The 25,626-nt window shown below is 68.3% G+C and carries 24 protein-coding genes; 13 read left to right on the top strand and 11 right to left on the bottom strand.

All coding sequences use genetic code 11. From position 1 onward, the window contains the following. Positions 1–3: 3 nt before the first annotated feature. On the top strand, positions 4–795 hold the full coding sequence (gene murI, locus FBR43_RS01405; protein ID WP_136941448.1) for a glutamate racemase: 792 nt from the start codon (positions 4–6) through the stop codon (positions 793–795). Positions 796–799: 4 nt separating this feature from the next. Here the strand turns inward: murI and FBR43_RS01400 are convergent, their stop codons facing one another. Then, a complete protein-coding gene (locus FBR43_RS01400; RefSeq protein WP_136941447.1) occupies positions 800–979 on the bottom strand; it encodes a hypothetical protein in 180 nt (59 codons plus the stop codon). 219 nt (positions 980–1,198) lie between these two features. Here FBR43_RS01400 and hemA point away from each other — a divergent pair, with 219 nt between their 5' ends. From hemA to FBR43_RS01355, 9 genes are all read left to right on the top strand, one after another. Beyond that, complete coding sequence (gene hemA, locus FBR43_RS01395) at positions 1,199–2,443, top strand: 5-aminolevulinate synthase (protein ID WP_136941777.1); 1,245 nt, start codon at positions 1,199–1,201, stop codon at positions 2,441–2,443. A 49-nt stretch (positions 2,444–2,492) separates the two neighbouring features. Continuing rightward, complete coding sequence (locus FBR43_RS01390) at positions 2,493–3,704, top strand: LysR family transcriptional regulator (RefSeq protein ID WP_136941446.1); 1,212 nt, start codon at positions 2,493–2,495, stop codon at positions 3,702–3,704. Between the two features lie 53 nt (positions 3,705–3,757). Beyond that, a complete protein-coding gene (locus tag FBR43_RS01385) occupies positions 3,758–4,624 on the top strand; it encodes an NAD(P)-dependent oxidoreductase (RefSeq protein ID WP_136941445.1) in 867 nt (288 codons plus the stop codon). After that, positions 4,621–5,646 (top strand): amidohydrolase family protein, encoded by a 1,026-nt coding sequence (locus tag FBR43_RS01380; protein WP_136941444.1) that lies wholly within the window; start codon positions 4,621–4,623, stop codon positions 5,644–5,646. Before FBR43_RS01385 ends, FBR43_RS01380 begins: the two co-directional genes overlap by 4 nt. After that, positions 5,643–6,071, top strand: coding sequence for a protocatechuate 4,5-dioxygenase subunit alpha (ligA, locus tag FBR43_RS01375; RefSeq protein ID WP_136941443.1), 429 nt, complete (start codon positions 5,643–5,645; stop codon positions 6,069–6,071). The genes FBR43_RS01380 and ligA overlap by 4 nt, the downstream gene beginning before the upstream one ends. A 1-nt stretch (position 6,072) precedes the next feature. Then, the gene (locus tag FBR43_RS01370; protein WP_136941442.1) at positions 6,073–6,972 is read left to right on the top strand and encodes a class III extradiol dioxygenase subunit beta; all 900 of its coding nucleotides are present in this window, start codon (positions 6,073–6,075) and stop codon (positions 6,970–6,972) included. Positions 6,973–7,066: 94 nt separating this feature from the next. Beyond that, the gene (locus tag FBR43_RS01365; RefSeq protein ID WP_136941441.1) at positions 7,067–8,008 is read left to right on the top strand and encodes a Gfo/Idh/MocA family oxidoreductase; all 942 of its coding nucleotides are present in this window, start codon (positions 7,067–7,069) and stop codon (positions 8,006–8,008) included. Beyond that, the gene (gene pobA / locus FBR43_RS01360) at positions 8,005–9,183 is read left to right on the top strand and encodes a 4-hydroxybenzoate 3-monooxygenase (RefSeq protein ID WP_136941440.1); all 1,179 of its coding nucleotides are present in this window, start codon (positions 8,005–8,007) and stop codon (positions 9,181–9,183) included. The genes FBR43_RS01365 and pobA overlap by 4 nt, the downstream gene beginning before the upstream one ends. Continuing rightward, positions 9,180–10,190: an aldo/keto reductase gene (locus tag FBR43_RS01355; RefSeq protein WP_136941439.1), complete on the top strand. Its 1,011-nt coding sequence runs from the start codon at positions 9,180–9,182 to the stop codon at positions 10,188–10,190. Before pobA ends, FBR43_RS01355 begins: the two co-directional genes overlap by 4 nt. Positions 10,191–10,194: 4 nt before the next feature. Here the strand turns inward: FBR43_RS01355 and queA are convergent, their stop codons facing one another. From queA to FBR43_RS01330, 5 genes are all read right to left on the bottom strand, one after another. Then, entirely contained in the window at positions 10,195–11,220 is a 1,026-nt protein-coding gene (gene queA / locus FBR43_RS01350; protein ID WP_136941438.1) for a tRNA preQ1(34) S-adenosylmethionine ribosyltransferase-isomerase QueA, read from the bottom strand. 21 nt (positions 11,221–11,241) lie between these two features. Next, entirely contained in the window at positions 11,242–11,940 is a 699-nt protein-coding gene (locus FBR43_RS01345; protein ID WP_136941437.1) for a peptidylprolyl isomerase, read from the bottom strand. An 80-nt stretch (positions 11,941–12,020) separates the two neighbouring features. Then, positions 12,021–12,527 (bottom strand): pantetheine-phosphate adenylyltransferase, encoded by a 507-nt coding sequence (gene coaD, locus FBR43_RS01340; protein WP_136941436.1) that lies wholly within the window; start codon positions 12,525–12,527, stop codon positions 12,021–12,023. Positions 12,528–12,540: 13 nt separating this feature from the next. Next, a complete protein-coding gene (locus tag FBR43_RS01335; protein WP_136941776.1) occupies positions 12,541–13,425 on the bottom strand; it encodes a polyprenyl synthetase family protein in 885 nt (294 codons plus the stop codon). A gap of 23 nt (positions 13,426–13,448) precedes the next feature. Beyond that, positions 13,449–13,694, bottom strand: a complete 246-nt coding sequence (locus FBR43_RS01330; protein WP_136941435.1) for an exodeoxyribonuclease VII small subunit — start codon at positions 13,692–13,694, stop codon at positions 13,449–13,451. Between the two features lie 95 nt (positions 13,695–13,789). Between FBR43_RS01330 and FBR43_RS01325 the strand changes: the two genes are divergently transcribed. Further along, entirely contained in the window at positions 13,790–15,148 is a 1,359-nt protein-coding gene (locus FBR43_RS01325) for an NAD-dependent succinate-semialdehyde dehydrogenase (protein WP_136941434.1), read from the top strand. Between the two features lie 13 nt (positions 15,149–15,161). On the opposite strand, the gene FBR43_RS01320 is transcribed toward FBR43_RS01325, so the two are convergent. After that, positions 15,162–17,045 carry an ABC-F family ATP-binding cassette domain-containing protein gene (locus FBR43_RS01320; protein WP_136941433.1) on the bottom strand — a complete coding sequence of 628 codons (1,884 nt, stop codon included), beginning with the start codon at positions 17,043–17,045 and terminating at the stop codon, positions 15,162–15,164. A gap of 158 nt (positions 17,046–17,203) precedes the next feature. Then, complete coding sequence (gene recG / locus FBR43_RS01315; RefSeq protein ID WP_136941432.1) at positions 17,204–19,264, bottom strand: ATP-dependent DNA helicase RecG; 2,061 nt, start codon at positions 19,262–19,264, stop codon at positions 17,204–17,206. 72 nt (positions 19,265–19,336) lie between these two features. On the opposite strand from recG, the gene FBR43_RS01310 reads away from it, so the two are divergent. Both FBR43_RS01310 and mfd read left to right on the top strand, forming a co-directional pair. Then, positions 19,337–19,603: an FAD assembly factor SdhE gene (locus tag FBR43_RS01310; RefSeq protein WP_136941431.1), complete on the top strand. Its 267-nt coding sequence runs from the start codon at positions 19,337–19,339 to the stop codon at positions 19,601–19,603. A gap of 143 nt (positions 19,604–19,746) precedes the next feature. Continuing rightward, positions 19,747–23,214 (top strand): transcription-repair coupling factor, encoded by a 3,468-nt coding sequence (gene mfd / locus FBR43_RS01305; protein WP_136941430.1) that lies wholly within the window; start codon positions 19,747–19,749, stop codon positions 23,212–23,214. 47 nt (positions 23,215–23,261) lie between these two features. Here mfd and FBR43_RS01300 read toward each other — a convergent pair whose 3' ends face one another. From FBR43_RS01300 to FBR43_RS01290, 3 genes are all read right to left on the bottom strand, one after another. Further along, complete coding sequence (locus FBR43_RS01300; RefSeq protein WP_136941429.1) at positions 23,262–23,561, bottom strand: GIY-YIG nuclease family protein; 300 nt, start codon at positions 23,559–23,561, stop codon at positions 23,262–23,264. 66 nt (positions 23,562–23,627) lie between these two features. Beyond that, a complete protein-coding gene (locus FBR43_RS01295) occupies positions 23,628–25,322 on the bottom strand; it encodes an AMP-binding protein (protein WP_136941428.1) in 1,695 nt (564 codons plus the stop codon). 43 nt (positions 25,323–25,365) lie between these two features. Next, positions 25,366–25,563 carry a hypothetical protein gene (locus tag FBR43_RS01290; protein WP_136941427.1) on the bottom strand — a complete coding sequence of 66 codons (198 nt, stop codon included), beginning with the start codon at positions 25,561–25,563 and terminating at the stop codon, positions 25,366–25,368. Positions 25,564–25,626: the final 63 nt, after the last annotated feature.

Here is a 25,626-nt window from a genome sequence, read left to right as displayed (position 1 = left end):
GCAATGGATGACGTGCGGCCGCTCCTGTTCTTCGATTCGGGTGTCGGCGGTCTGTCGGTGCTGGCGCCCACGCGTGCGCTGCTGCCGCGAGCGCCGCTGGTGTACGTCGCCGATTCGGCGGGCTTTCCTTATGGCACGCGCAGCGAGGGCGAGATCGCTGCGCGCGTGCCGGCGCTGCTCGGCCGGCTTGCCGAACGCTATCGCCCGCGGCTGATCGTGATCGCGTGCAACACTGCCTCGACGATCGCACTGGCGGCGGTGCGCGCCGCGCTCGACGTGCCGATCGTCGGCACCGTGCCGGCGATCCGCCCCGCGGCATTGCTCAGCGAAACGCGCACGATCGGCGTGCTCGGCACCGAGGCGACGGTACGCCAGCCCTATGTGACCGATCTTGCCGAACGATTCGCTGCCGACTGCACGGTCATCCGGCATGGGTCGGCGGCACTCGTGGCACTCGCCGAGGCCGAGCTTGCCGGGTCGCCGGGCGATGACGCGGCGTTCGCCGCCGTGCTGGCCGGACTGCTCGACCAGCCGGGCGGCGAGCATATCGACGTCATCGTCAATGCCTGCACGCACTTCCCGCTGGTGACGCACCGGCTCGCAGCCGCCGCGCCGCGCGCGCTGCGCTTCGTCGATGGCGGCGACGGGATCGCGCGTCGCGTGGCGGTGCTGACTGCCCGGACTGAGTGGCCCGATCGCCCGGTAGAGGGAAGGGCAGTCTTCACCGGCGCGGCCGATCCGCGCTTGGCCGGCGCGCTCGCGCGGCACGGCCTTACGGCGATCGAGACACTTTAGTCGTTCAAGCCTGCTGCAAGGCGGGCGATGGCATTGGCGTTGCTGCGTCGATTCGCGAACGATATTCGGCGGCTAGGCGCATATGCGCCGACCGGGCCGTGGGATCGGAGCAACGCTCGGCGATCGCCCGCTCCTGCCGTTCGCGCAGCGCGCAATAATCGGTATCGATGGGTCGCTTGTTCATTTCTCGGCTCCTACGGCAAGCGGGAGCTCGTCACGGTCTCGCTTTCGCGCGGATGCCTGATGGTCCGCCGCGCGATGATTCTGTCTATCACATCGATCGACGACGTGACTTGATCCAAAGCAGTCTGATGATGAATCGGCCTTGCCGTAGCGTCATCCTGGCGCGAGCCGTTCGGGCTTCGGGGTGGAAAGCCGCAGCAGAGCGCGCTATGTGGCGCGCATGATTGGACAGGGCCAGCCAGGTGCCGCGGTCGATTACGGCCGCGTGTTCGCCAAGGCGATCGACCGGCTGCATGCCGAGGGTCGATACCGCGTATTCATCGACATCCTGCGCAACCGCGGCGCCTATCCCAATGCGCGCTGTTTTGCCGGCCATAACGGCCCCAAGCCGATCACCGTGTGGTGCTCGAACGATTATCTGGCGATGGGCCAGCATCCCGCGGTCATCGCCGCGATGGAGGAGGCGCTGCACGATGTGGGCGCCGGATCGGGCGGGACGCGCAACATCGGCGGCAACACGCATTATCATGTCGATCTCGAGGCCGAGCTGGCCGATCTGCACGGCAAGCAGGCGGCCTTGCTGTTCACCTCGGGCTATGTCTCGAACGAGGCGACGCTGTCGACGCTGGCGAAGCTGCTGCCCGGCTGCGTGATCTTCTCCGACGAGCTCAATCACGCCTCGATGATCGCGGGCATCCGCAATTCGGGCTGCGAGAAGCGCGTCTTCCGTCACAACGATCTTGCGCATCTGGAGGAACTGCTCGCCGCCGAGGATGCATCGGTCCCCAAGCTGATCGCGTTCGAGAGCGTCTATTCGATGGACGGCGACGTCGCGCCGATCGCCGCGATCTGCGACCTTGCCGATCGCTACAATGCGTTGACCTATCTCGACGAGGTGCACGCCGTCGGCATGTACGGCACGCGTGGCGGCGGCATCTCCGAGCGCGACGACGTGGCGCACCGGCTGACGATCATCGAGGGGACGCTCGGCAAGGCGTTCGGCGTGATGGGCGGCTATATCGCCGCCGACCAGACGATCGTCGACGTGATCCGCAGCTACGCGCCGGGGTTCATCTTCACGACCTCGCTGTCGCCCGTGCTGGTAGCCGGCGCGCTGGCGAGCGTGCGGCACCTCAAGGCATCGCGCGACGAGCGAAACGGGCAGCAGGCCGCCGCGGCGCAATTGAAGGCGATGTTCGCCGAGGCCGGGCTGCCGGTAATGGCCTCGACCACGCACATCGTGCCGCTGATGGTGGGCGATCCGGTAAAGGCCAAGCGGATCAGCGACATCCTGCTTGCCGAATATGGCGTCTATGTGCAGCCGATCAATTATCCCACCGTGCCGCGCGGCACCGAGCGGCTGCGCTTCACGCCCGGCCCTTCGCACGATGCCGCGATGATGCAGGCGCTGACGCAGGCGCTGTGCGAGATATGGGAACGGCTGGAGTTGCGCCAGGCCGCCTGATCGCGGCGGCTATCTCGCCAGCGCGATAGGTTTTCGCTAATTGCGCGGCGTGAAGCTGGCTGCGTTCGATCTCAACCTCAGGCATCTGCGCGCCCTGTCCGCACTCGTCGACGAGGGCACGCTGAGCGCTGCCGCTGCGCGGATCGGCCTGTCGCAGCCTGCGCTCACCCAAGGACTTGCCAAGCTCGAGCGCCAGCTCGGCGCGCCGCTGTTCGATCGCCGTCCAGATGGCCTGGTGCCGACCGATGCCGGCCGCGCGATGGCCGAGCGTGCCGAGACCGCATTCGGGTTTCTGGCGGCCGCGGCGAAGGTGCGCGGTGCCGGCATGCGCGGCTTTGCCCGGCCCGAACGGCTGATGACCGCGACGCAGCTCGAGGCGTTCCGCCGTGTCGCCGATGCCGGCGGCTTCGCGCCCGCCGCCGATGCCGCCGGGCTGTCGCAGCCTGCGTTGCATCGCGCGGTGCGTGACCTCGAGCAGCTGCTGGGCCTGCCGCTGGTCGAGCGGCGCGGGCGCGGCACGATGCTGACCGAGCATGGCCGGCGCGTGGCGCGCGGCGTGCGACTCGCCGAGCGCGAGATCGCAGCAGGCATCGCCGCGCTCTCGGGCGATCCTGCCGGCTCGGGCCGCATCGCGATCGGCGCGATGCCGCTGTCGCGCGCGCTGGTGCTGCCGCGCGCGCTGGCGGCGTTCACGCGTGCCGCGCCCGGCGTCGTCGTCGATGTCGTCGAAGGCTCGTGGCGCGAGCTCGTCGATCCGTTGCGCGACGGGGTGCTCGATCTGCTGGTGGGGGCGTTGCGCGACACCGCGCCGCCGGGGCTCGAGCAGCGCGCGCTGTTCGCCGATCGCCTCGCGGTGATCGCGCGCGCCGGGCATCCGCTTGTCGGCGTGGCGCATCCCACGCTCGATCAGCTCGCCGCCTATCCGTGGATCGTCGGATCGCGCGCCACGCCGCTGCGCCAGCAATGGCACCGTCTGTTCGCCGGCCGCACGCTGCCGCCGGCGCCGATCGAATGCGGATCGGTGATGGTGATCCGCGGACTGCTCCGCGATACCGACCTGTTGAGCCTGTTGTCGCCCGATCAGGTCGCGCTCGAAATCGACGCCGGAATGCTCTGCACGGTGGGTGCGCCGCTGGCCGACAGTGTGCGCACCATCGGCCTGACGACCCGCGCGGCGTGGCGGCCGAGCGCCGCGCAGCAGCGCTTGATCGCGCTGATCGAGGAAGCGGCCGCCGATACGGCAGTTCAGGAAATCGAATAGCCGGGGCGCATTCCGATTGGCCGTGGTGCAGACGTGCGCGTTACGGACACGGCATGGAGAGTGGCGCGACCTTTATCGGGTTCGGCGAGGCGGCGATGGCATTCGCCCGGCCCGGCGGGCGCTGCTATGACCTGAAGTTCGACGATGCGTCGTTGCGCGAGGGCAAGCGCGCCGACTGCGCGCGAGCCGGCGTGACGGCATGCGATACGCCCGCTGATGCCTTGCGCGGTGCGCGCATGATCCTGTCGCTCGTCACCGCCGATCATGCGCTCGTGGCGGCCCGAACGGCCGCGCCAGCGATCGAACCCGGTGCGCTGTGGCTCGACATGAACTCGGTGGCACCCGACACCAAGCGCGCCGCTGCCGCCGCGATCGGCGAGCGCGCGCGCTATGTCGATGTCGCGGTGATGGCGCCCGTCGAGCCTGCGGGGCTGACAGTGCCGCTGCTCGTATCGGGCCCCGATGTGGCGGCTGCGCTCGATGCGCTTGCCGCGCTCGGCTTCACTAGCGTCGCGGTTGCGGGGCCGAAGATCGGCGACGCATCGGCGATCAAGATGATCCGATCGGTGATGGTCAAGGGGCTAGAGGCGCTCAGTGCCGAATGCGCGCTCGCGGCCGAGGCGGCGGGCGTGCGCGACGCCGTAGTCGCTTCGCTCGATGCCAGCTGGCCTGGCGCCGACTGGGCGCGCCGCTTCGACTATAATCTCGATCGCATGATGGTGCACGGCGCGCGCCGCGCGGCCGAGATGGACGAAGTGGTCGCAACGCTCGATGCGCTCGGTACCGGCAGCGCGATGAGCCGAGCCACTGCCGAGCGCCAGCGTGCGATCGGCCGGCTGCACGCCGCGCCGCCTGCCGGGCTGGCGCACAAGCTGCGCACGCTGCTGCCGTTTCTCCAGCGCTTGAAGGATGCCGCGTGACGCTCATCATCGATTGCCACGGTCACTACACCACCGCTCCCGCCGCGCATTCGGAATGGCGCGAGGCGCAGAAGGCGGCGTTCAAGGCAGGCGAGGCGCCACCCGCCTATCCCGCAATCACCGACGACGAGATCCGCGAGACGCTCGAAGCGAACCAGTTGCGGCTTTTGCGCGAGCGCGGCGCCGACATGACGATCTTTTCGCCGCGCGCTTCCGCCATGGCGCCGCATGTGGGCGACGAGCAGGTCGCCATCGCCTGGTCGCGCGCCAATAATGACCTGATCGCGCGCTGCGTCGATCTCTACCCCGAAACCTTCGCTGGCGTGTGCATGCTGCCGCAAAGCCCGAAGGCCGACATGGCGGGCTCGATCGCCGAGCTCGAGCGCTGCGTCACCGAGCTCGGCTTCATCGGCTGCAACCTCAATCCCGATCCCGGCGGCGGGCGGTTCGAGCATCCGCCGCTCACCGATCGTTTCTGGTATCCTTTCTACGAGAAGATGGTCGAGCTCGACGTGCCGGCGATGATCCACGTGTCGGGCAGCTGCAACCCGGCGATGCACGCGACGGGCGCCTATTACATCGCTGCCGACACCATCGCCTTCATGCAGCTGATCGAGGGCGATCTGTTCGCCGATTTTCCCACATTGCGCTTCATCATCCCGCATGGCGGCGGGGCGGTGCCCTATCACTGGGGGCGCTATCGCGGCCTTGCCGACATGCTCAAGAAACCCGCGCTCGACGGCCATGTGATGAACAACGTGTTCTTCGATACCTGCGTCTATCACCAGCCGGGCGTGAACCTGCTGGCCGAGGTGATCGACACCAGGAACATCCTGTTCGGTAGCGAGATGGTGGGCGCGGTGCGCGGCATCGATCCCACCACCGGCCAGTATTTCGACGACACCAAACGCTATGTCGATGCGCTGCCGATCAGCGACGAGCAGCGCCATGCAATCTACGAAGCCAATGCGCGTCGCGTCTTTCCCCGGCTCGACGCCAAATTGAAGGAGCGAGGGCTATGACCCCCGAAGACAGCGCGAACGGTCCGCGCGACATCCACGCCTATCTTGCCGAGTTCGAGGACATTCCGGGCACCAAGGTGTTCACCGCCAAGCGCGCGCGCGCCGGCTATCACATGAACCAGTTCGCGATGAGCCTGATGAAGGACGAGGCACGCGAGCGCTTCCGCGCCGACGAGGCCGCGTATCTCAACGAATGGCCGCTGTCCGACGAACAGAAGGACGCGATCCTCAAGCGCGATTACAATCGCTGTCTGGAACTGGGCGGCAACGTCTATTTCCTGTCGAAGCTGTTCTCGACCGACGGGCAGAGTTTTGCGCAGGCCGTCTCGACGATGACCGACATGGATTTCGACACCTACACCAAGATGATGCTTGCGGGCGGCCGTTCGCCCGAGGGCAATCGTTCGATCAAGGAGGCCCGCTGACATGGCCAGGATTACCGCAGGCGTGGCATCGAGCCATGTGCCGCTGCTCGGCGTCGCATCCGATTTCAACAAGGATAGCGACGATTATTTCGGCCCCATCTTCGCCGGCTATGAATGGACGCGCGAATGGGAAAAGGCCGAGAAGCCCGATGTCGTGATCCTCGTCTACAACGATCACGCGTCGGCGTTCGACATGAAGATCATTCCGACCTTCGCGATTGGCTGTGGCGAGCGCTACAAGCCTGCCGACGAGGGATGGGGCCCGCGCGCGGTGCCCGAGGTCGAGGGGCATCCCGATCTTGCCTGGCACATCGCGCAGAGCCTGGTGCTCGACGAGTTCGACATGACGATCATCAACGAGATGGACGTCGATCATGGCCTGACCGTCCCCCTGTCGATGATGTACGGCAAGCCCGATGCGTGGCCGGTGAAGGTCGTGCCGCTGGCGGTGAACGTCGTCACCTATCCGCCGCCCTCGGGCAATCGCTGCTGGGCGCTGGGCGAGGCGATCGCGCGTGCCGTCGCGAGCTTCCCCGAGGACCTCAACGTGCAGGTCTGGGGCACCGGCGGCATGAGCCACCAGCTTCAGGGGCCGCGCGCCGGCCTCATCAACAAGGAATGGGACAACCGCTTCCTCGACGGGCTGGTGGGTGACAGCGATCATCTGCGCCGCATTCCGCACATCGAATATCTGCGCGAGACGGGCTCCGAGGGCATCGAGATGGTGATGTGGCTCGTGATGCGCGGCGCGCTGGGCAAGAAGACGCGCGCGCTGCACCGGCATTATCACGTGCCGTGCTCGAACACCGCGATCGGCCACATGGTCCTGCGCCCCGACAATGGCGAAGGATACGACATGACGGGCAGCGACAGCGTGCAGCAGGCCATCGCGGCCGAGTGACATCCGGCCGCCGTCGCCCCAGCGAAGGCTGGGGCCTCGTGCGGCCAAAGGCCCCAGCCTTCGCTGGGGCGACGATCAATCTGGAGAAACGATCATGCGCATTGCCCTCGCAGGCGCCGGCGCGTTCGGTGAAAAGCATCTCGATGGCCTGAAGAACATCGACGGCGTCGAGGTCGTAAGCCTTGTCGGCCGGCGGCTCGAACCGACGCAGGCGGTCGCCGACAAATACGGCATCGGCCATGCCTGCACCGACCTCGCTGAAAGCCTTGCGCGCGACGATGTCGATGCCGTCATCCTTTGCACGCCGACGCAGATGCACGCAGAGCAAGCGATCCAGTGCATGGACGCCGGCAAGCATGTGCAGGTCGAGATTCCACTGGCCGACAGTCTGGCTGATGCCGAAGCCGTGCTCGCCAAGCAGCAGGAAACCGGACTGGTGGCGATGGTGGGGCATACGCGCCGCTTCAACCCCAGCCACCAATATCTGCACGACAAGATCGCGGCGGGCGATCTCGCGATCCAGCAGATGGACGTGCAGACCTATTTCTTCCGCCGCAAGAACATGAACGCCAAGGGTGAGCCGCGTTCGTGGACCGATCACCTGCTGTGGCACCATGCCGCGCACACCGTCGATCTGTTCGCCTATCAGGCGGGCCCCATCGTGCAGGCCAATGCGGTGCAGGGGCCGCTGCATCCCGAACTCGGCATCGCGATGGACATGTCGATCCAGCTTCGGGCCGAAAGCGGCGCCATCTGCACGCTGTCGCTCAGCTTCAACAATGACGGGCCGCTCGGAACCTTCTTCCGCTACATCTGCGACAACGGCACCTGGATCGCGCGCTACGACGATCTGGTGACGGGCAAGGAGGAGCCGATCGACCTGTCGGGCGTCGCGGTATCGACCAATGGTATCGAGTTGCAGGACCGCGAGTTCGTGAGCGCCATCCGCGAGGGGCGCGAGCCCAACAGCTCGGTGGCGCAGGTGCTGCCGTGCTACCGCGTGCTCGACGCGCTCGAGCGCCAGTTGCAGGCATGACCGTGGCCGTGCGCCGCACCGATGTGGTCATCATCGGTGCGGGGCCGGCGGGGATGCTGCTCGGCCACATGCTGCGCCAGGCGGGGCTCGCGTGCATCGTCGTCGAACGCCAGAGCCGCGCGCATGTCGAAAGCCGCATCCGTGCCGGCGTGCTCGAGAGCGTGACAACCGATCTGCTGCGCTCGCTCGGCATTGCCGAACGGCTCGACGCCGAAGGGCTGATCGAGGAGGGCTTCAATCTCGCCACCGACGATCGCACCATCCGCATCGACGTGAAGGCGCTGACGGGCCGCCACGTCACCGTCTACGGCCAGACCGAGGTGACGCGCGACCTGATCGAGGCCGCCGAGCCGCGCGGTTTGCCCGTGCTGTTCGACGCGAGCGACGTCGCGATCCACGATATCGACGGCGACGCGCCTGTCGTCACCTGTCGCCATGCGGGCGAGGAGGTGCGGATCGAGGCGCGCTTCGTGGCGGGGTGCGACGGCTTCCACGGGCCGAGCCGCAAGGCGGTGGGTGCGGGGCCGGAATTCGAGCGCGCCTATCCGTTCGGCTGGCTCGGCATCCTTGCCGATGTGCCGCCGTGCCACCCCGAGCTGATCTACGCCAACACCGCCGACGGCTTCGCGCTCGCCTCGATGCGCTCGCCTACGCGCAGCCGCTACTATATTCAGGTGCCGCTGACCGAGCGTGTGGAGGACTGGCCCGAGGCGCGGTTGTGGGACGAGCTCGACCGCCGTTTCGCGCCGCTTGCCGACGGGCCGGTGGTGCGCGGTCCGGCACTCGAAATGTCGATCGCGCCACTGCGCTCCTATGTGTTCGAGACGATGCGGCGCGGCAGCCTGTTCCTGGCCGGCGACGCCGCGCATATCGTACCGCCCACCGGTGCCAAGGGGCTGAACCTTGCCGCGTCCGACGTGGTGTATCTGGGCGAGGCGCTTATCGCCGCGCTCAAGCATGGCGACACGCGCGGGATCGACGGCTATCAGGCACGCGCGCTGGCGCGCGTTTGGAAGGCCGAGCGCTTCAGCTGGTCGCTCACGCGGCTGATGCATCGCTTTCCCGAAGACGGCGCGTTCGAGCACCGGATGCAGCGCGCCGAGCTCGACTATGTCGCCGAATCGACGGCGATGCAGACCGCCATCGCCGAGAATTACGTAGGATTGCCCGTATGACCATGCTTCCCGTCCGCTCGATCGGCGGCATCCGCGTCTCGGCGATCGGGCTGGGCTGCATGAACCTCAGCCACGCCTACGGCGAGACGCCCTCGGAAGCCGAGGGCGCGCGGCTGCTCAACCATGCGCTCGACCAGGGCGTGACGCTGCTCGATACCGCGGCACTCTATGGTGGTGGCGCCAACGAACGGCTGATCGCCAAGGCGGTGATGCACCGCCGCGGCGAGTTCGTGCTCGCCTCCAAATGCGTGCTCGACCTGCATGACGGCAAGCGCGGGCTCGACGGCTCGCCCGCCGCGATCGCGCGCACGCTCGACGGCGCGCTCCAGCGCCTCGGCACCGACCATATCGATCTCTATTATCTCCATCGCCTCGACGCGAGGGTCCCGATCGAGGAATCGGTCGGCGCGCTGGTGCGGGCGAAGGAAGCGGGGAAGATCGGCGCGATCGGCCTCAGCGAGATGGGCGCCGAAACGATCCGCCGCGCATATGCCGTGCATCCGGTGGCGGCGGTGCAGAGCGAGTATTCGCCGGTCGTGCGCAATCCCGAGATCGCCGTGCTCGACACCTGTCGCGAACTCGGCATTGGCTTCGTCGCCTTCTCGCCCGTCGCGCGCGGGTTGCTCGCTGGTGCGGTACGCAGCGACGACTATGTCGAGGGCGATATCCGCCGCAACATGCCGCGCTTCACCGGCGACAATCTGCGCCACAATCTGGCGGCGGTATCACGCTTCGAGGCGCTGGCCGCTGATGCAGGCGTTACGCCGGCCCAACTCGCGCTCGCCTGGGTGCTATCGCGCGGCGAGCAGGTGGTGCCGATACCCGGCACGCGCAGCATCGCGCATCTCGACGAGGATCTGGCGGCGGCGACGTTGTCGCTCGAGCCCGCGCTGCTCGAAAAGGCGAGCGCGGTGTTCGCGGCCGGCACCATCCGCGGCGCGCGCTATGCCGCACCGATGCAGGCGCAGATCGATACCGAGACGTTCGCCGACGAGGAACTCGCCTGACGCCTCAGGGCAGCAGCAGCGAAGCGTCGCCGTACGAATAGAAGCGATAGTCGTTGGCGATGGCGTGCGCATAGGCCGCCTGCATCCGATCGAGCCCCATCAGCGCCGAGACCAGCATGAACAGCGTCGAGCGCGGCAGGTGGAAATTGGTCAACAGCCCGTCGATGCCGCGAAAGCGGTAGCCCGGCGTGATGAAGATGGCGGTGTCGCCTTCGAACGGGGCGATGCTGCCGTCATCGCGTGCGGCGCTCTCGATCAGGCGCAGGCTGGTAGTGCCTACCGCGATCACGCGGCCGCCGCGCGCGCGCACGGCGTTGAGGCGGTCGGCCGTCGTCGCGTCAATGCGGCCCCATTCGGCGTGCATCCGGTGCTCGGCGGTATCGGCGGCCTTGACCGGCAGGAATGTCCCCGCGCCGACATGCAGCGTCAGCGTGGCGTGCTCGATTCCCGCCGCTGCCAAGTCGTCCATCAGTGCGGGGCTGAAGTGCAGCGCCGCCGTCGGGGCCGCGACCGCGCCGGGCTCGGCGGCGAACATCGTCTGGTAATCCTCGGCGTCGCGCGCATCGGTGGGGCGCTTGCCCGCGATATAGGGCGGCAGCGGCATCGTGCCCGCGCGCGCAAGCAGCGTCTCGACGGGTTCGTCGCCGGCGAAATCGAGCGCGAAGCTGCCATCGTCGCCGCGATCCGAGGCGATCGCCGACACACCGGCGCCGAAATCGATCGCGTCGCCCTCGCGCAGCCGTTTCGCGTTGCGCACGAAGGCACGCCAGCGGCGCGGCCCTTCGCGCTTGTGCAGCGTGGCGCCGATGCGCGCCTCCCCGCGGCGCCCTTCGAGCTGCGCAGGGATGACCCGCGTGTCGTTGAACACCAGGCAATCGCCTGCGCGCAGGCAGCCGGGCAGGTCGCGCACCGAGGCGTCGCGGGTGTCGGACCCGTCGAGCACCAGCATTCGCGCGGCGTCGCGCGGGCTTGCCGGGCGCAGCGCGATACGCTCGGGCGGCAGCGCGAAATCGAACAGGTCAACGTTCATCGAATGCGCGCCACGTGCGCCTCAGTCGTCGCTCGCGCCGGGCAGCGTCACTTCCTGCTCGCCTTCGGGGAGCGTCGCACGCGCGGGCGCCACGGCCTGGAAGGGCGGCGGGTTGTCGGCGGCGATATAGGCGCGCACGATCGTCGCGGGAGCGGCAGGCGGCTCGCCGCGCGGGATCGCGTCGACATGCTCCATGCCGCTCAGCACGCGCCCGAACACCGTATATTCCTTGTCGAGGCTGAGCCGCGGCGTGAACACGATGAAGAACTGGCTGTTGGCGCTGTTCTCGGCCGCGGTCTTCACCTCGGCGGGCGCATCGTCGGGAGCACCCTGGCGCGCGGCGGAGACGGCGCCGCGCACATGCGGCAGATAGTTGAACTCCGCTTCGACGTCAGGCAGCGGCGATCCGCCGGTGCCGTCGCCCTTGGGATCGCCGCCCTGCGCCATAAAGCCCTCGATCACGCGGTGGAAGGGCAGGCCGTTGTAAAAGCCCTGCCGCGTCAGCGTCTTGACGCGCTCGACCATCTTGGGGGCCACATCGGGGCGCAGCCAGATGGTGACGCGGCCGCCGGTCGATAGATCGAGCAGCCAGAGATTCTCCTTGTCGGTGGTCGCCGGCGGTGTCGCGCGGCCCGTGGCGGTGACGGGAACGATCTGCGCGGCGGCAGGCAGCGCGGTGCACAAGCCGACAAGCGCGAGCAAGGCTGAAAGGAAACGCATGGATACCCCGGTATGGAAAGCGCGATCTGGCGCTCTGGTAGAACAAAAGCGCCGCAGCGCAAAGCGGGTGCGGGCGGCGGTCAGCTGCCTTTGCGGCCGACCGCGTCGACGCGCGCCTCGACCTCGGCCTTGACCAAAGGCGACACGAAGCGGCCGATATCGCCCCCATAGAGCGCGATTTCCTTTACCAGCCGGCTGGCAATGGGTTGCAGCGATACGTCGGCCATCAGGAATACCGTCTCGATGCGGTCGTTCAGCTGCTGGTTCATGCCCGCCATCTGATATTCATATTCGAAGTCCGAGACGGCGCGCAGCCCGCGCACGATCATCTCGGCGCCCTCGCGCTCGGCGAAGTCCATCAGCAGCGAATCGAACGCGACGACATGGATTTCGCCGTCGATGCCCTCGACCTCGCGGCGCACCATCGCGAGCCGCTCGTCGAGCGCGAACATCGGCGACTTGGAGGGGTTGGTCGTCACCCCGATGACCAGCCGGTCGACGATGCGCGCCGCACGGCCGATGATGTCCATGTGGCCGAGCGTGACGGGATCGAAGGTGCCGGGATAGACGGCGGTGCGCTGCGTCATGCGGGTCTCCGGCTCAGCGATCGCGCTCGAGCGTGAAGCGGGCGATATCGCGCAGCAGGTCGGCCTCGTTGCCGAAGCTGTGCAGATGGTCGATCGCCTGCTCGACCAGCAGCCGAGCCTGCTCGCGCGCGCGATCGACGCCGAGCAGCGACACGAACGTCTCCTTGCCCGCATCGCCGTCCTTGCGCAGCGCCTTTCCGACCGCTTCCTCGTCGCCCTCGACATCGAGAAGATCGTCGGCGATCTGGAAGGCGAGCCCCACGTCGCGCGCATAGCCGCGCAGCCCCGTGCGCCCCTCGGGTGGCACGCGCCCAAGGATCGCGCCGCTCTCGACCGAACAGGCGATGAGCGCGCCGGTCTTCATCGCCTGCAACCGTGTGACGGTGGGCAGGTCGAAGCTCGTCTTCTCGGCCTCGAGGTCCATCATCTGGCCACCGCCCATCCCCGCGGGACCGGAGGCGTGCGCGAGGCACTGGATCAGTTCGGCGCGAACATAGGGGTCGCCATGTGTCCTGTCGTCGGCAAGGATCTCGAATGCCAGCGCATGCAGGCAGTCGCCCGCGAGGATCGCGATGGCCTCGCCATAGGCCTTGTGCACCGTGGGCTTGCCGCGGCGCAGGTCGTCATCGTCCATCGCGGGCAGGTCGTCATGCACCAGGCTGTAGACGTGGATGCACTCGATCGCTGCGCCGACGCGCCCGGCGCAGTCGCGATCGACGCCGAACAGCCGCGCGGTCGCCGCCACCAGCAGCGGCCGCAGCCGCTTGCCGCCGCCGATCGCGGCATGGCGCATCGCGCGATACAGGTCGGCGCGCGGATCGTCGGGTACCGCGAGCAGGCTGTCGAAGCGGCGATCGATATCGTCGGCGACCTCGCGCAGCGCGGCTTGCAGCGGCATCGAGGCGTGGCGCACGAACCCGCTCACGAATTGCCGAAGGGCTGGGTGCCGGCGGGGCGGCCCTCGCCATCGAGCCGGATCGCCTCGATCCGCGCCTGCGCGGCATCGAGCCGCGCGGCGCATTGCCGGCGCAGCCGGTCGCCACGTTCGTAGAGGTCGATCGCCTCCTGCAACTGTGCATCGCCGCTTTCGAGGCGCGCGACGATCCGTTCGAGTTCCTTCAGCGCTTCCTCGAACGAAAGCCCGGTGATGCCCGCATCTTCAGCCATGCGGCACGCTATGCGGCAGACGGGGGGCGCGTTGCAACTCCCGCGCACATCGGCACGTTGGCTGTGCCGATCACCCATTCGCAACGAGGAAACCGATGTTCCAGACGACGAACCCCGCGACCGGCCAACCCGGCGAGGCGCTGCCGATCGACGACGAGGCCGCGATCGAAGCCAAGCTCGCCGCCGCCGACAAGGCGTGGCGCAAGTGGCGGCTCACTCCGGCTGACGAGCGTGCAGCCCTGCTGGCGCGCATCGCCGACGCCTTCGAGCACGAGCGCGAGCGGCTCGCGCGCATCGCGGTGTGTGAAATGGGCAAGACGTACAAGTCGGCGCTCGCCGAGGTCGACAAATGCGCCGCGGGCCTTCGTCATTACGCCGAGCACGGCCCGGCGATGCTCGAGCCGGTGACGATCGCGACCGCCGACGGTACGCCGGCACGCGCGCTGTGGCGCCCGATGGGGCCGGTGCTCGCGATCATGCCGTGGAACTTCCCCTATTGGCAGGTAGTGCGCTTCCTTGCGCCCACGCTTCTGGGCGGCAATGTCGGCCTGCTCAAGCACGCCTCGATCACGCAGGGCTGCGCGCAGGCGATCGTCGAGATGGTCGACAAGGCGGGTGCGCCGGCGGGACTGTTCCAGAATCTCGCGGTCAAGTCGCAGGCGGTCGAGGCGATCCTCGCCGACGATCGCATCGTCGCCGCGACGCTGACGGGCAGCGAGGGAGCCGGCGCCAAGGTGGCCGAAGCCACCGGCCGGCTGCTCAAGAAGGTGGTGCTTGAGCTCGGCGGGTCGGACCCCTTCATCGTCATGCCCTCGGCCGATCTCGACGAAGCGGCGAAGGTCGCCGCCAAGGCGCGCATCCAGAATGCCGGGCAATCGTGCATCTGCGCCAAGCGCATGATCATCCACACCGATGTGTACGACGCGTTCCTCGAGCGGTTCGAGGCGGCGATGCGCGCGGTGACGATCGGCGATCCGATGGACGATGTCGACATGGGGCCGCTGTCGAGCTTCGAGCAGCGCGATACCGTGGTCGATCAGGTGGCCAAGGCGCAGGCCGAGGGCGCGCGCCTGCTGTTCGGTGCCGAGCAGCCGCCGATGCCGGGCGCGTATCTGACGCCGGGCATTCTCGTCGACGTGCCGCGCGACGCGCCGACGGCGCAGGAGGAGCTGTTCGGCCCCGTCGCGATGCTGTTCCGCGCCGCCGATATCGACGATGCCATCGCGCTCGCCAACGATGTGCCGTTCGGGCTGGGGTCGAGCGTGTGGACGCAGGATGCCGGCGAGCGCGAACGCTTCGAACGCGACATCGCCGCCGGCATGATCGCGGTGAACCGGATGCTCGCCTCGATCCCCGAAGCGCCGTTCGGCGGCATCAAGCGGTCGGGCCATGGGCGCGAGCTGGGGCCATGGGGGCTGCACGAGTTTCTCAACCTGACCGCGGTGCTCGGCTGAGCCGGCGCGGCGATCAGGCGGCCATGTCGCCTTCGATCGCCTCGGCGGCTTCGAGCCAGCGCGCTTCGGCGGCTTCGAGCTTCGTGGAGACTTCGGCGCGCTCGCGCAGGAGGTCGGTCATCGTTCGGCCGGCCTCGGCGGGGGCGGCCGATCCTGGCTCGAACATGGCGCGGTCGAGCACCGCGCGGCGCGCTTCGAGCTTCGCGATCTCGCTCTCGGCGGCCTTGGCGGCCTTGCGCAGTTCGCGCTGGCGATCGCGCGCCTCGGCCGATGCGCGACGCGCTTCGGCCTTGTTGCTCGCGGCCTTTGCGGGCGACGAGGCGCTTCCCGCGCCGTCGCGGCCCAATACCATCTGCGTATAGTCGGCGATCGATCCGTCGAAGCTGCGCGCGGTGCCGCCGTCGACGAGCACGAGCCGGTCGGCGGTGAGTTCGAGCATGTGGCGGTCGTGGCTGACGACCACCACCGCGCCTTCGAACGCCGCCAGCGCCTGCACCAGCGCCTCGCGCGCGTCGACGTCGAGATGGTTGGTCGGTTCGTCGAGGATCAGCAGGTGCGGCGCGTCGCGCGTCACCAGCGCGAGCGCCAGACGCGCGCGCTCGCCGCCCGACATGCGCCCGACGCTGCGCGTCGCCATGTCGCCGGTGAAGCCGAAGCGCCCGAGCTGCGCGCGCACCGCCTTGGGCGGCGCGCCGGGCATCAGCCGCGCCATGTGATCGAGCGGCGTGTCGTCCGAATCGAGTTCCTCGACCTGATACTGGGTGAAATAGCCGACGCGCAGCTTGCCCGCGGCAGTCATCGTACCGTCCATCGCCGCCAGCTGCCCCGCCAGCAGTCGCGCCAGCGTGGTCTTGCCGTTGCCGTTGCGGCCCAAGAGCGCGACGCGATCGTCGGGATCGAGCCGGAGGTTCAGGCGCTTGAGGATGGGGTTACCCGCCTCGTAGCCGACAGCGGCCTGATCGAGCACGAGCAGCGGCGGCTTCAGTTCGGCGGGGCTGGGGAAATCGAAGACCAGGCTGGGATCGTCGGCCATCGCGGCCACCGGCTCCATCTTCGCCAGCGCCTTCATCCGGCTCTGCGCCTGGCGGGCGCTGTGCGCCTTGTAGCGCCAGCGATCGACGAACGCCTGGAGCTTGGCGCGCTCGGCCAGCTGACGCTCGCGCGCGGCGGCCTGATGCGCGGCGCGCTCGCGCTTCTGCCGCTCGAACGCATCATAGCCGCCGACGTACAGCTGCGTGCGGCCGTGATCGAGATGCAGGATGTGGTCGGCGACGTTGTTGAGCAGATCGCGCTCATGGCTGACGATCAGCATCGTTGCCGAATAGGAGCGCAGGAAATCCTCGAGCCACAAGGTCGCTTCGAGATCGAGATGGTTCGATGGCTCGTCGAGCAGCAGCAGATCGGGCTGCGAGAACAGGAGCGCCGCCAGCCCCACGCGCATCCGCCAGCCGCCCGAGAAACTGTCGAGCGGGCAGTGCTGTGCCGCCTCGTCGAAGCCGAGCCCGGCAAGGATGCGCGCGGCACGCGCCGGGGCGGCATGCGCGCCCAGCGCGTTCAGCCGTTCGTGCGCGGCAGCGGCGGCAACCGGATCGGCTTCGTCGTCGGCGATCGCCATCAGCTCGGCGCGCTCGCGATCGGCGGCGAGCACAGTGGCGATCGGCGTGCCGTCGCCTGCGGGCGCTTCCTGTTCGAGATAGCCGATCCGCGCGCCGCTCGGCAGATCGATGCCACCCGAATCGGGTTCGAGCCCGCCCGTCAGCACGCGCATCAGCGTCGACTTGCCCGCGCCGTTACGGCCCACCAGCCCCACGCGCGCGCCGGGCGGCAGGGCCGCCGACACGCCGTCGAGGATGGTGTTGCCGCCGAGGCGAACGGTGATGCCGTCGAACCGGATCATGGCGGCGGCTGATAGGCGAGAGGGCGGGCAGGGGCAACGCTGTCGGTTGTATGGGGAAGCGTTGCCCCCTCCCGTTCGCACTGAGCTTGTCGAAGTGCCGTTCTTCCAAGAAAGAGCAGTGCTTCGACAGGCTCAGCACGAACGGTAGGCGTGAAGCGCTACCCCGATCGCAGCAGCGCCACCCCTGCATCGCGCTCGAACAGATAGAGCGCCAGCCGCGCCGCGGCGCCGCGTGGGCCGGCGAGGCCGCCGTCGCGATCGACGAGTAGGCGCGCGTCCGCGTTTGCAATCGGCAGCAGCTCGCTGAGCAGTTCGGGCGTGGCCAGCCGGAACGCCGCCTCGCCCGACTGGCGCGTGCCCAGCAGCTCGCCGGCGCCACGCAGCCGCAGATCCTCCTCGGCGATGCGGAAGCCGTCGTTGCTTTCGCGCATCAGCGCCAGGCGCGCACGTGCCGTCTCGCTCAGTGTCGCGCCGCGCAGCAGCAGGCAGACCGACTTCCCGCCGCCGCGCCCCACGCGCCCGCGCAGCTGGTGCAGCTGGGCAAGGCCGAAGCGGTCGGCATGTTCGATGACGATGAGCGTCGCGTTGGGCACGTCGACGCCCACCTCGATCACCGTCGTCGCCACCAGCACGCCCGCGCGCGCCGAGGAGAAGCGCGCCATCTCGGCGTCCTTTTCGGGCGGCTTCATGCGGCCATGCACCAGCGCGACGGCATCGTCGCCGAAGCGGCGGCGGAGCGTCTCGGCGCGCTCCTCGGCGGCGGCAAGATCGGACTTCTCGCTTTCCTCGACGAGCGGGCACACCCAATAGGCCTGGCCGCCGCCTTCCAGATGCCGCCCCAGCGCCTCGACCACTTCGGCCAGCCGGTCCTCCGACACCACGCGCGTCTCGATCGGCTCGCGGCCCGGCGGCATCTCGTCCAGTCGGCTGACGTCCATCTCGCCATATTGCGCCAGCGTCAGCGTGCGCGGGATGGGCGTGGCGGTCATTACCAGCAGATGCGGCGGGCGTTGCGCCTTGCCTTGCAGCAGCATCCGCTGCGCGACGCCGAAGCGATGCTGCTCGTCCACCACCACCAGCCCCAGATCGCGATAGGTCACCGTGTCCTGAAAGATGGCGTGGGTGCCGATCAGGATGTCGATCGATCCGTCGGCGAGGCCCATCAGCACGCCCTCGCGCACGCGGCCCTTGTCGCGTCCCGTGAGGATGGCGACGCTGGCGATGCCCGCCAGCATCCGCGAGAGGTTCTCGTGATGCTGGCGCGCGAGGATTTCGGTGGGCGCCAGCAGCGCGCCCTGCGCGCCCGCCTCGGCGGCGATCAGCAGCGCCATCGTCGCCACCAGCGTCTTGCCCGATCCGACATCGCCCTGGAGCAGCCTCAGCATCGGGCGGCTCTGCGCCAGGTCGCCCTCGATCTCGGCGATGGTGCGCGCCTGTGCGCTGGTTGGGGCATAGGGCAGGTTCGGCCGCGCGCGCAGCCGCCCGTCGCCCGCCAGCGCGCGCCCGCGCCTGGCGCGTGCCTCGCCGCGCACCAGCAGCAGCGCGAGCTGGTTGGCGAACAGCTCGTCATAGGCGAGCCGCGCGCGCGCGCTGGCATCGGCGGGATCGGCGTGGATCGCCGCCAGCGCCGCGCGCCAGCCCGGCCAGCCATGCTGTGCGAGCACGCTCGGCTCGATCCATTCGGGCAGATCGGGCGCGCGTTCGATCGCCTGTGCGGCGAAGCCCGCAAGCCGCTTCGAATTGATGCCTTCGGCCTGCGGATACACTGCCTCGCGCCCGCCCACCGTCTCGGCTTCGGCAGGCGGCACGACAATGTCGGGATGGACGATCTGCAATTCCTCGCCATAGAGTTCGAGCTTGCCCGACACGAAACGTGGCTCGCCGAGCGGAAACAGCTTCTTCACCCAACCCGAATGGCCGCCGAAATAGACGAGACTGACGGTGTTGCCCTTGGCATCCACCGCGCGCGCGCGGTTCGGTCCGCGGCCTTGCGAGCTTCGATAGTCGATCGCGGTGAGCGTGATCGCGATGACGCGGCCGGCATCGGCGGCGTCGAGTTCGTCGCGCGGCACGCGATCGACCCAGCCCGTCGGCATGTGGAACGCGACATCGACCACGCGCGACAGCTTGAGCCGTTCGAGCGGCTTGGCGAGCGCCGGTCCCACGCCCTTGAGCGCAGTGACTTCGGCGAACAGTGGATTGAGCAAATCGGGTCGCATGCCTATCTGCCCCCCATACACCAGCCGACGGTCGCCGCCAGCGCCCGCCGGCTTATCGGCGTTGGAGGTGGCATGGATCGCGAACATCGATTGAAGCGGCTGCGCTTTCGCGCATGGCATCGCGGCACCAAGGAGGCCGATCTGCTGATCGGCGGCTTCTTCGATGCGCATCATGTGCGCTGGGGCGACGACGAGATCGCGCTGTTCGAGACGCTGCTCGAGGAACAGGATGTCGACATCATGGCGTGGGCGATGGGGACGCAGGCGGTGCCCGTGCAGTATCGCGGACCGCTGATGGCGGCGCTGGAGACGCTGAATTACGTGCCGATCGCGCGCTAAACCACTCGCTCGCCCCGAGCCCTTCGACAGGCTCCGGGCAGGCCCGCCGAAGGGCCGTACTCCCACTTTCTACCGTCGCAGGGAAGGACGGTGCTTCGACAAGCTCAGCACGAACGGGTTTGGACGGTCACCGCTTGAACATCATGCCAGACCTTTCAAAGATCCTCGCCGCCCGAACTCCGCTGACGCTGGCCGGCGCGCCGGCGGGCTTCGTGCCTTCGCTGCTGGCCGACCTGACACGCGCGGCGCCGGGCGGGGCGGTGTTCATCGCCGCCGACGAGAACGAGATGCGCGCGATCGCCGCCACCGCGCCGTTCTTCGCGCCCGAGATCGAGGTGGTGCAGTTCCCCGCCTGGGACTGTCTGCCCTATGATCGCGCCAGCCCCTCGCTGCGCGCGATGTCCGAACGGCTCGCGGCGCTGCACGCGCTGCAACAGGCGCCCGCCCGCCCGCGCCTGTTCCTAACCACCGTCAACGCCGCCACGCAGCGCGTGCTGACGCGTTTCCGCATCCGCCAGCTGGTGGCGCGGCTTGCGCCCGGCGAGCGCATCTCGCTCGACAAGCTCGCGGCGCTGCTCGCGGGCAACGGCTATGTCCGCACCGATACCGTGCACGATGCGGGCGAGTTCGCGATCCGCGGCGGGCTGGTCGACCTCTATCCCTCGGGCGCCGAGCATGCGCTGAGGCTCGACTTCTTCGGCGACGAGATCGAAAGCGTGCGCAGCTTCGACCCCGCCGACCAGCGCACCACGGGCCGCGTCGAGGGGTTCACGCTGCTGCCGGCGTCCGAGGCGCTGCTCGACGAGGAGACGATCAAGCGGTTCCGCGCGCGCTACCGCGAACGCTTCGGCGCCACCGCGACGGGCGATCCGCTATATCAGGCGATCAGTGAAGGCCGGCGGCTGGCGGGGATGGAACACTGGCTGCCGCTGTTCGAGGAGCGGATGGAGACGCTGTTCGACCATCTGCCTGACGATGCCGTCATCCTGCGCGATTCGAACGCGCCGCAGGCGGCGACTTCGCGGTTCGAGGGGATCGCCGATTACCAGGCCAATCGCGTGCGCGCGCAGTCGAGCGATCCGGGTAGCTACCGCCCCTTGGGACAGGACCAGCTCTATCTGCTGCCCGACGAATGGGCGAAGGCGGTGGAGGCGACCCCGGCGCATCTGCTGACGCCGTTCCACGAGCCCGAAAGCGTCCGCGCGATGGACTTCGGCGTCGATGGCCCGCGCGATTTCGCGCCCGAGCGCGCCGCGCAGGCGAATGTATACGAAGCGGTGGTCGCGCATCTTGCCAAGCTGCGCAGGGAAGGCCGCAAGCCCGTGCTCGCCAGCTATTCGGCGGGCGCGCGCGAGCGGTTGATGGGGCTGCTTGCCGATCATGGCCTTAACGACGCTGTGATCGCCGAGGGCTGGCAGGAAGCGCAGGGCATCGGCGCCAAGGCGACTGCGCTCGTGGTGCTGCCGCTCGATCACGGTTTCACCGCCCCCGGCGTGGCGGTGCTGACCGAGCAGGACATGCTGGGCGACCGGCTGGTGCGCCGCAAGAAGCGCAAGAAATCGACCGACGCCTTTCTCGCTGAGCTGGCGACGCTGTCGCCGGGCGATCTCGTCGTCCATGCCGATCACGGCATCGGCCGCTACGAGGGGCTGACGCAGATTCCCGTGCAGAAGGCGCCGCACGACTGCGTGGCGCTCGAATATGCCGGCGGCGACAAGCTCTACGTGCCCGTCGAGAATCTCGAGGTGCTGAGCCGCTACGGCGCGGGCGAGGAGAATGCGAGCCTCGACCGGCTGGGCGGCGAAGCCTGGCAGCGGCGCAAGAGCCGGATGAAGGAGCGCATCCGCGAGATCGCCGGCGAACTGATCGCCACGGCGGCCAAGCGTGCGCTGCGCCCCGGCCAGGTCGCCGAGCCCGACGCCGGCGGCTATCCCGCCTTCCTCGATCGCTTCCCTTATGAGGAAACCGAGGACCAGGACCGCGCGATCGACGACGTGCTCGGCGATCTTTCGGCAGGCAAGCCGATGGACCGGCTGGTGGTGGGCGATGTCGGCTTCGGCAAGACCGAGGTGGCGCTGCGTGCCGCCTTCGTCGCGGCGATGGCGGGAATGCAGGTAGCGGTCATCTGCCCCACCACGCTGCTCGCGCGCCAGCATCACGCCAATTTCAGCCAGCGGTTCGAGGGCTTCCCGATCGAGGTCGGGCAGATTTCGCGGCTGGTGCCCGCCGCCGAGGCCAAGCGCGTGAAGGAGGGGCTTAAAGCCGGTACGATCGACGTGGTGATCGGCACGCATGCGCTGCTCGCCAAGGCGCTCGATTTCAAGCGGCTGGGGCTCGTCATCGTCGACGAGGAGCAGCGCTTCGGCGTGACGCACAAGGAGCGGCTGAAGGCGATGAAAGCCGACGTTCACGTGCTGACGCTCACCGCCACGCCGATCCCGCGTACCTTGCAGATGGCGATGAGCGGCCTGCGTGAGCTTTCGGTCATTCAGACGCCGCCGGTCGATCGCCTCGCGGTGCGCACCTATGTGATGCCGTGGGACCCGGTGGTGATCCGCGAGGCCTTGCTGCGCGAGCATTATCGCGGTGGCCAGAGCTATTTCGTCACGCCGCGCGTCGCCGGTCTGCCCGATATCGAGAGCTTCCTGCGCACCGAAGTGCCCGAAGTGCGCTACATCGTCGCGCACGGCCAGATGGCGCCGACCGATGTCGAAGAACGCATGTCGGCATTCTATGATAAGCAGTTCGAGGTACTCGTATCGACCACCATCGTCGAGAGCGGGCTCGACATCCCGAGCGCCAACACGATGATCGTCAACCGCGCCGACAAGTTCGGGCTGGCGCAGCTATACCAGCTGCGCGGGCGCGTGGGCCGCGCCAAGACGCGCGCCTATGCCTATCTGACGACGCCGCCCGAGCGGCAGATGACCGAGGCGGCGACCAAGCGGCTCAAGGTGCTCTCCGATCTCGACTCGCTGGGCGCGGGTTTCCAGCTCGCCAGCCACGATCTCGACATTCGCGGCGCCGGCAACCTGCTTGGCGACGAGCAGTCGGGCCATATCAAGGAAGTCGGCTACGAACTGTACCAGTCGATGCTCGAGGAGGCGATCCTCGATGCCAAGGCGGGCCGCAAGGCCGATGACGGCGAGCTGCGCCCGACCGATTTCTCGCCTCAGATCACCGTCGATGCGCCGATCATGCTGCCCGAGGAGTATGTGCCCGATCTCGACCTGCGCATGGGGCTGTACCGCCGCCTCAACGACGTCGAGGATCGCGCCGGCATCGATGCCTTCGCCGCCGAACTGATCGACCGCTTCGGCACGCTGCCCGAGGCGACCGAGAATCTGCTGGTGCTGATGGAAGCCAAGCTGCACGCCAAGAAGGCCTGCATCGCCAAGCTCGATGTCGGGCCGAAGGGCGCGCTGGTGACCTTCCACGGCGATCGCTTCCCTTCGGTCGAGGGGCTGATGGCCTATGTCCAGCGGCTCGAGGGCACCGCGAAGCTGCGCCCCGACATGAAGCTGGTGGTGGCCCGCGGCTTCGCGACGCCCAAGGCGCGGCTGAACGCCGCGCTACAGATCAGCCGCGGGTTGGCTAAGGCGGCGGGGTAGGGCGCGATACCGTCACCCCGGCCTTGCGCCGGGGTCCCGCTGCTCCTTCACACGACCCTGTCGAACATGTCCTGCCATTCGGGGTTGCCTCGCTCGATCAGCGCAAACTTCCATTCCCGACGCCACCGTTTCAGCCGCTTCTCATGGGCGATGCCGTCGAGCATCGTCGCGCACCGCTCCGCCCAGACTAGGCGAGAAAGGCCGTACCGCCGGCAGAAATCCGATCCCGCGCCACCGCGATGCTGCTTGATGCGAGCAGGGAGGTTTGCGGTTACGCCGACATACATCGTGCCGCGGTAGCGATGCGCCATGATGTAGACCCAGCCGCCCCGTTCACCACCTCGCATATCGCAACGAAAACGAAGCGGGACCCCGGGTCAAGCCCGGGGTGACGACAAACGGCAGTCGATCGCTCACCCCGCCTCCGCCGCGACCTCCGCCACCAAATCCTTGCGGCTCAATTTGCCAATCATCGTCTTGGGGAGCGCCAGGCGCACCACCACGGCGTCGACGCGCTCGTGCTTGCCGAGCTGGGGATTGAGCCAGGCGGCGATCGCCTCGCCCGTCGTGTCGCTGTTGTCCTCCAGCGTTACATAGGCGCGCGGGACTTCGCCGCGATAGGTATCGGGCATGCCGATCACCAGTGCCTCGCGCACTGCGGGGTGATGGTAGAGGATCGCCTCGATCTGGCTGGGGAACACCTTGAAGCCGCCTACCGCGATCATGTCCTTTAGCCGATCGACGATGCGCACGAACCCGTCCTCGTCGATCGTGCCCACATCGCCGGTGCGTAGCCAGCGCATGCCTTCGGCATCGGTCACGAACACTTCGGCATCGGCGTCGGGACGGTTCCAGTAGCCGCACATGATCTGCGGACCTGCCACTACGATCTCGCCCGGCTCGCCGGCGGGCGCGGCGCGGGCAGGGTCTTCCTTGTCGACCAGCGCGATGCGCGTGTCGGGCAGCGGCTGGCCGATCGTGCCGTCCTTGTTCGCTGCCTCATAGGGGTTGCACGAGACGACGCCCGAGCTTTCGGACAGGCCATAGCCTTCGACGAGATTGCAGCCCGCCGCGGCTTCGAACCGGCTCTTGAGTTCGGCGGGCAGCGGCGCGCCGCCCGAGATGCAGATGCGCAGGCTCGACAGGTCGGTATCGCCGAACTTTGGATGATCGAGCAGCGCGCGGTACATGGTGGGCACGCCCGGCAGCGCGGTGGCGCCGGTGCGTGCGATCGCCGCCAGCGCCTGTCCGGCTTCGAAGCGCGGCAGCAGCACGATTTCGCCGCCTGCCACCACGGTGCGGTTGAGCACGCAGGTGTTGGCGAACACATGGAACATCGGCAGCACGCCCAGAATGCGATCGGTAACCTGGCCGAGCTGAGGATCGAGCCCCGCCACCTGCCGCGCGTTCGCCGCCAGATTGGCGTGGCTGAGCATGGCTCCCTTGGGCGTGCCGGTGGTGCCGCCGGTATACTGGATCAGCGCCAGATCGCGCACCGGATCGAGCGGCGGCGTGGTGCAGCTGCCCTGATTGTCGATCAGCGCCGAAAAGGCGGTGATGCGCGCATCGTCGGGCCGCGCGGCGATCTCCTTGCCCTTGAACAGCCGGTAGAACAGCGATTTGGTCGGCGGCAGCGCGCCCGCGATCGATCCCACCACCAGCCGCTCGAGTGTGCTGCGTTCGAGCACCTTCACCGCCGTCGGCAGCAGCGCCGATGCCGACAGCGTGAACAGCATCCGCGTACCCGAATCCTCGACCTGGTGCGCCAGTTCGTCGACGGTGTACAGCGGTGAGAAGTTCACCACCGTGGCACCGAGTTTGAGGATGCCGTAATAGGCGGCCACGTAATGCGGCACGTTGGGCAGGAACAACCCGATCCGGTCGCCCTTGCCATAGCCCATCGCGGCAAGCCCGCAGGCGACGCGATGCACGCCTTCCATCGTTTCGCGGTAGCTGTAGCGGCGGCCGAGAAACTCGATCAGCGGCGCGTCGCCCAAGCGCTGCGCCGTTTCCTCGAACAGATCGATCATCGTGGCGGGCGGGAAGCGATGCTCCCAGCTGCCGGGGTGCAGATAGCGGGTGCGCCAGGCGTCTTCGGGATCGCTCATTTACATTGGTGTAAGCAGGTTGCGCGGCGCGCGCAACCGCGCCTCAGCGTAGTCGGCGCGAGGCGTCCACGACCACCGACACGCCCACTGCGCCTACCTCGACCGCAGCCTCGAACAGGGCGGGCGCGCTTTCATTGCCGGTGTCGAGCGCGAGGCGAATCTGCCCGGTCGGCGGCTTGAGCGCGATCAGCACGGCGCAGGCGGCAATGGCGGCCAGCAAGGCGATGCGGCGCTGAAGCATGGCGTGGGCTCCCGGAACGGCGAAATCTCGTTACGCCTGCGAAGCTTTCGCATGGCTGAACGA

The organism is Sphingomonas baiyangensis, from assembly GCF_005144715.1.
GTDB classification, from domain to species: Bacteria; Pseudomonadota; Alphaproteobacteria; order Sphingomonadales; family Sphingomonadaceae; genus Sphingomonas; species Sphingomonas baiyangensis.
Note: the sequence above shows the minus strand (reverse complement) of the source record. Positions and strands in the feature narration are given on the sequence as shown.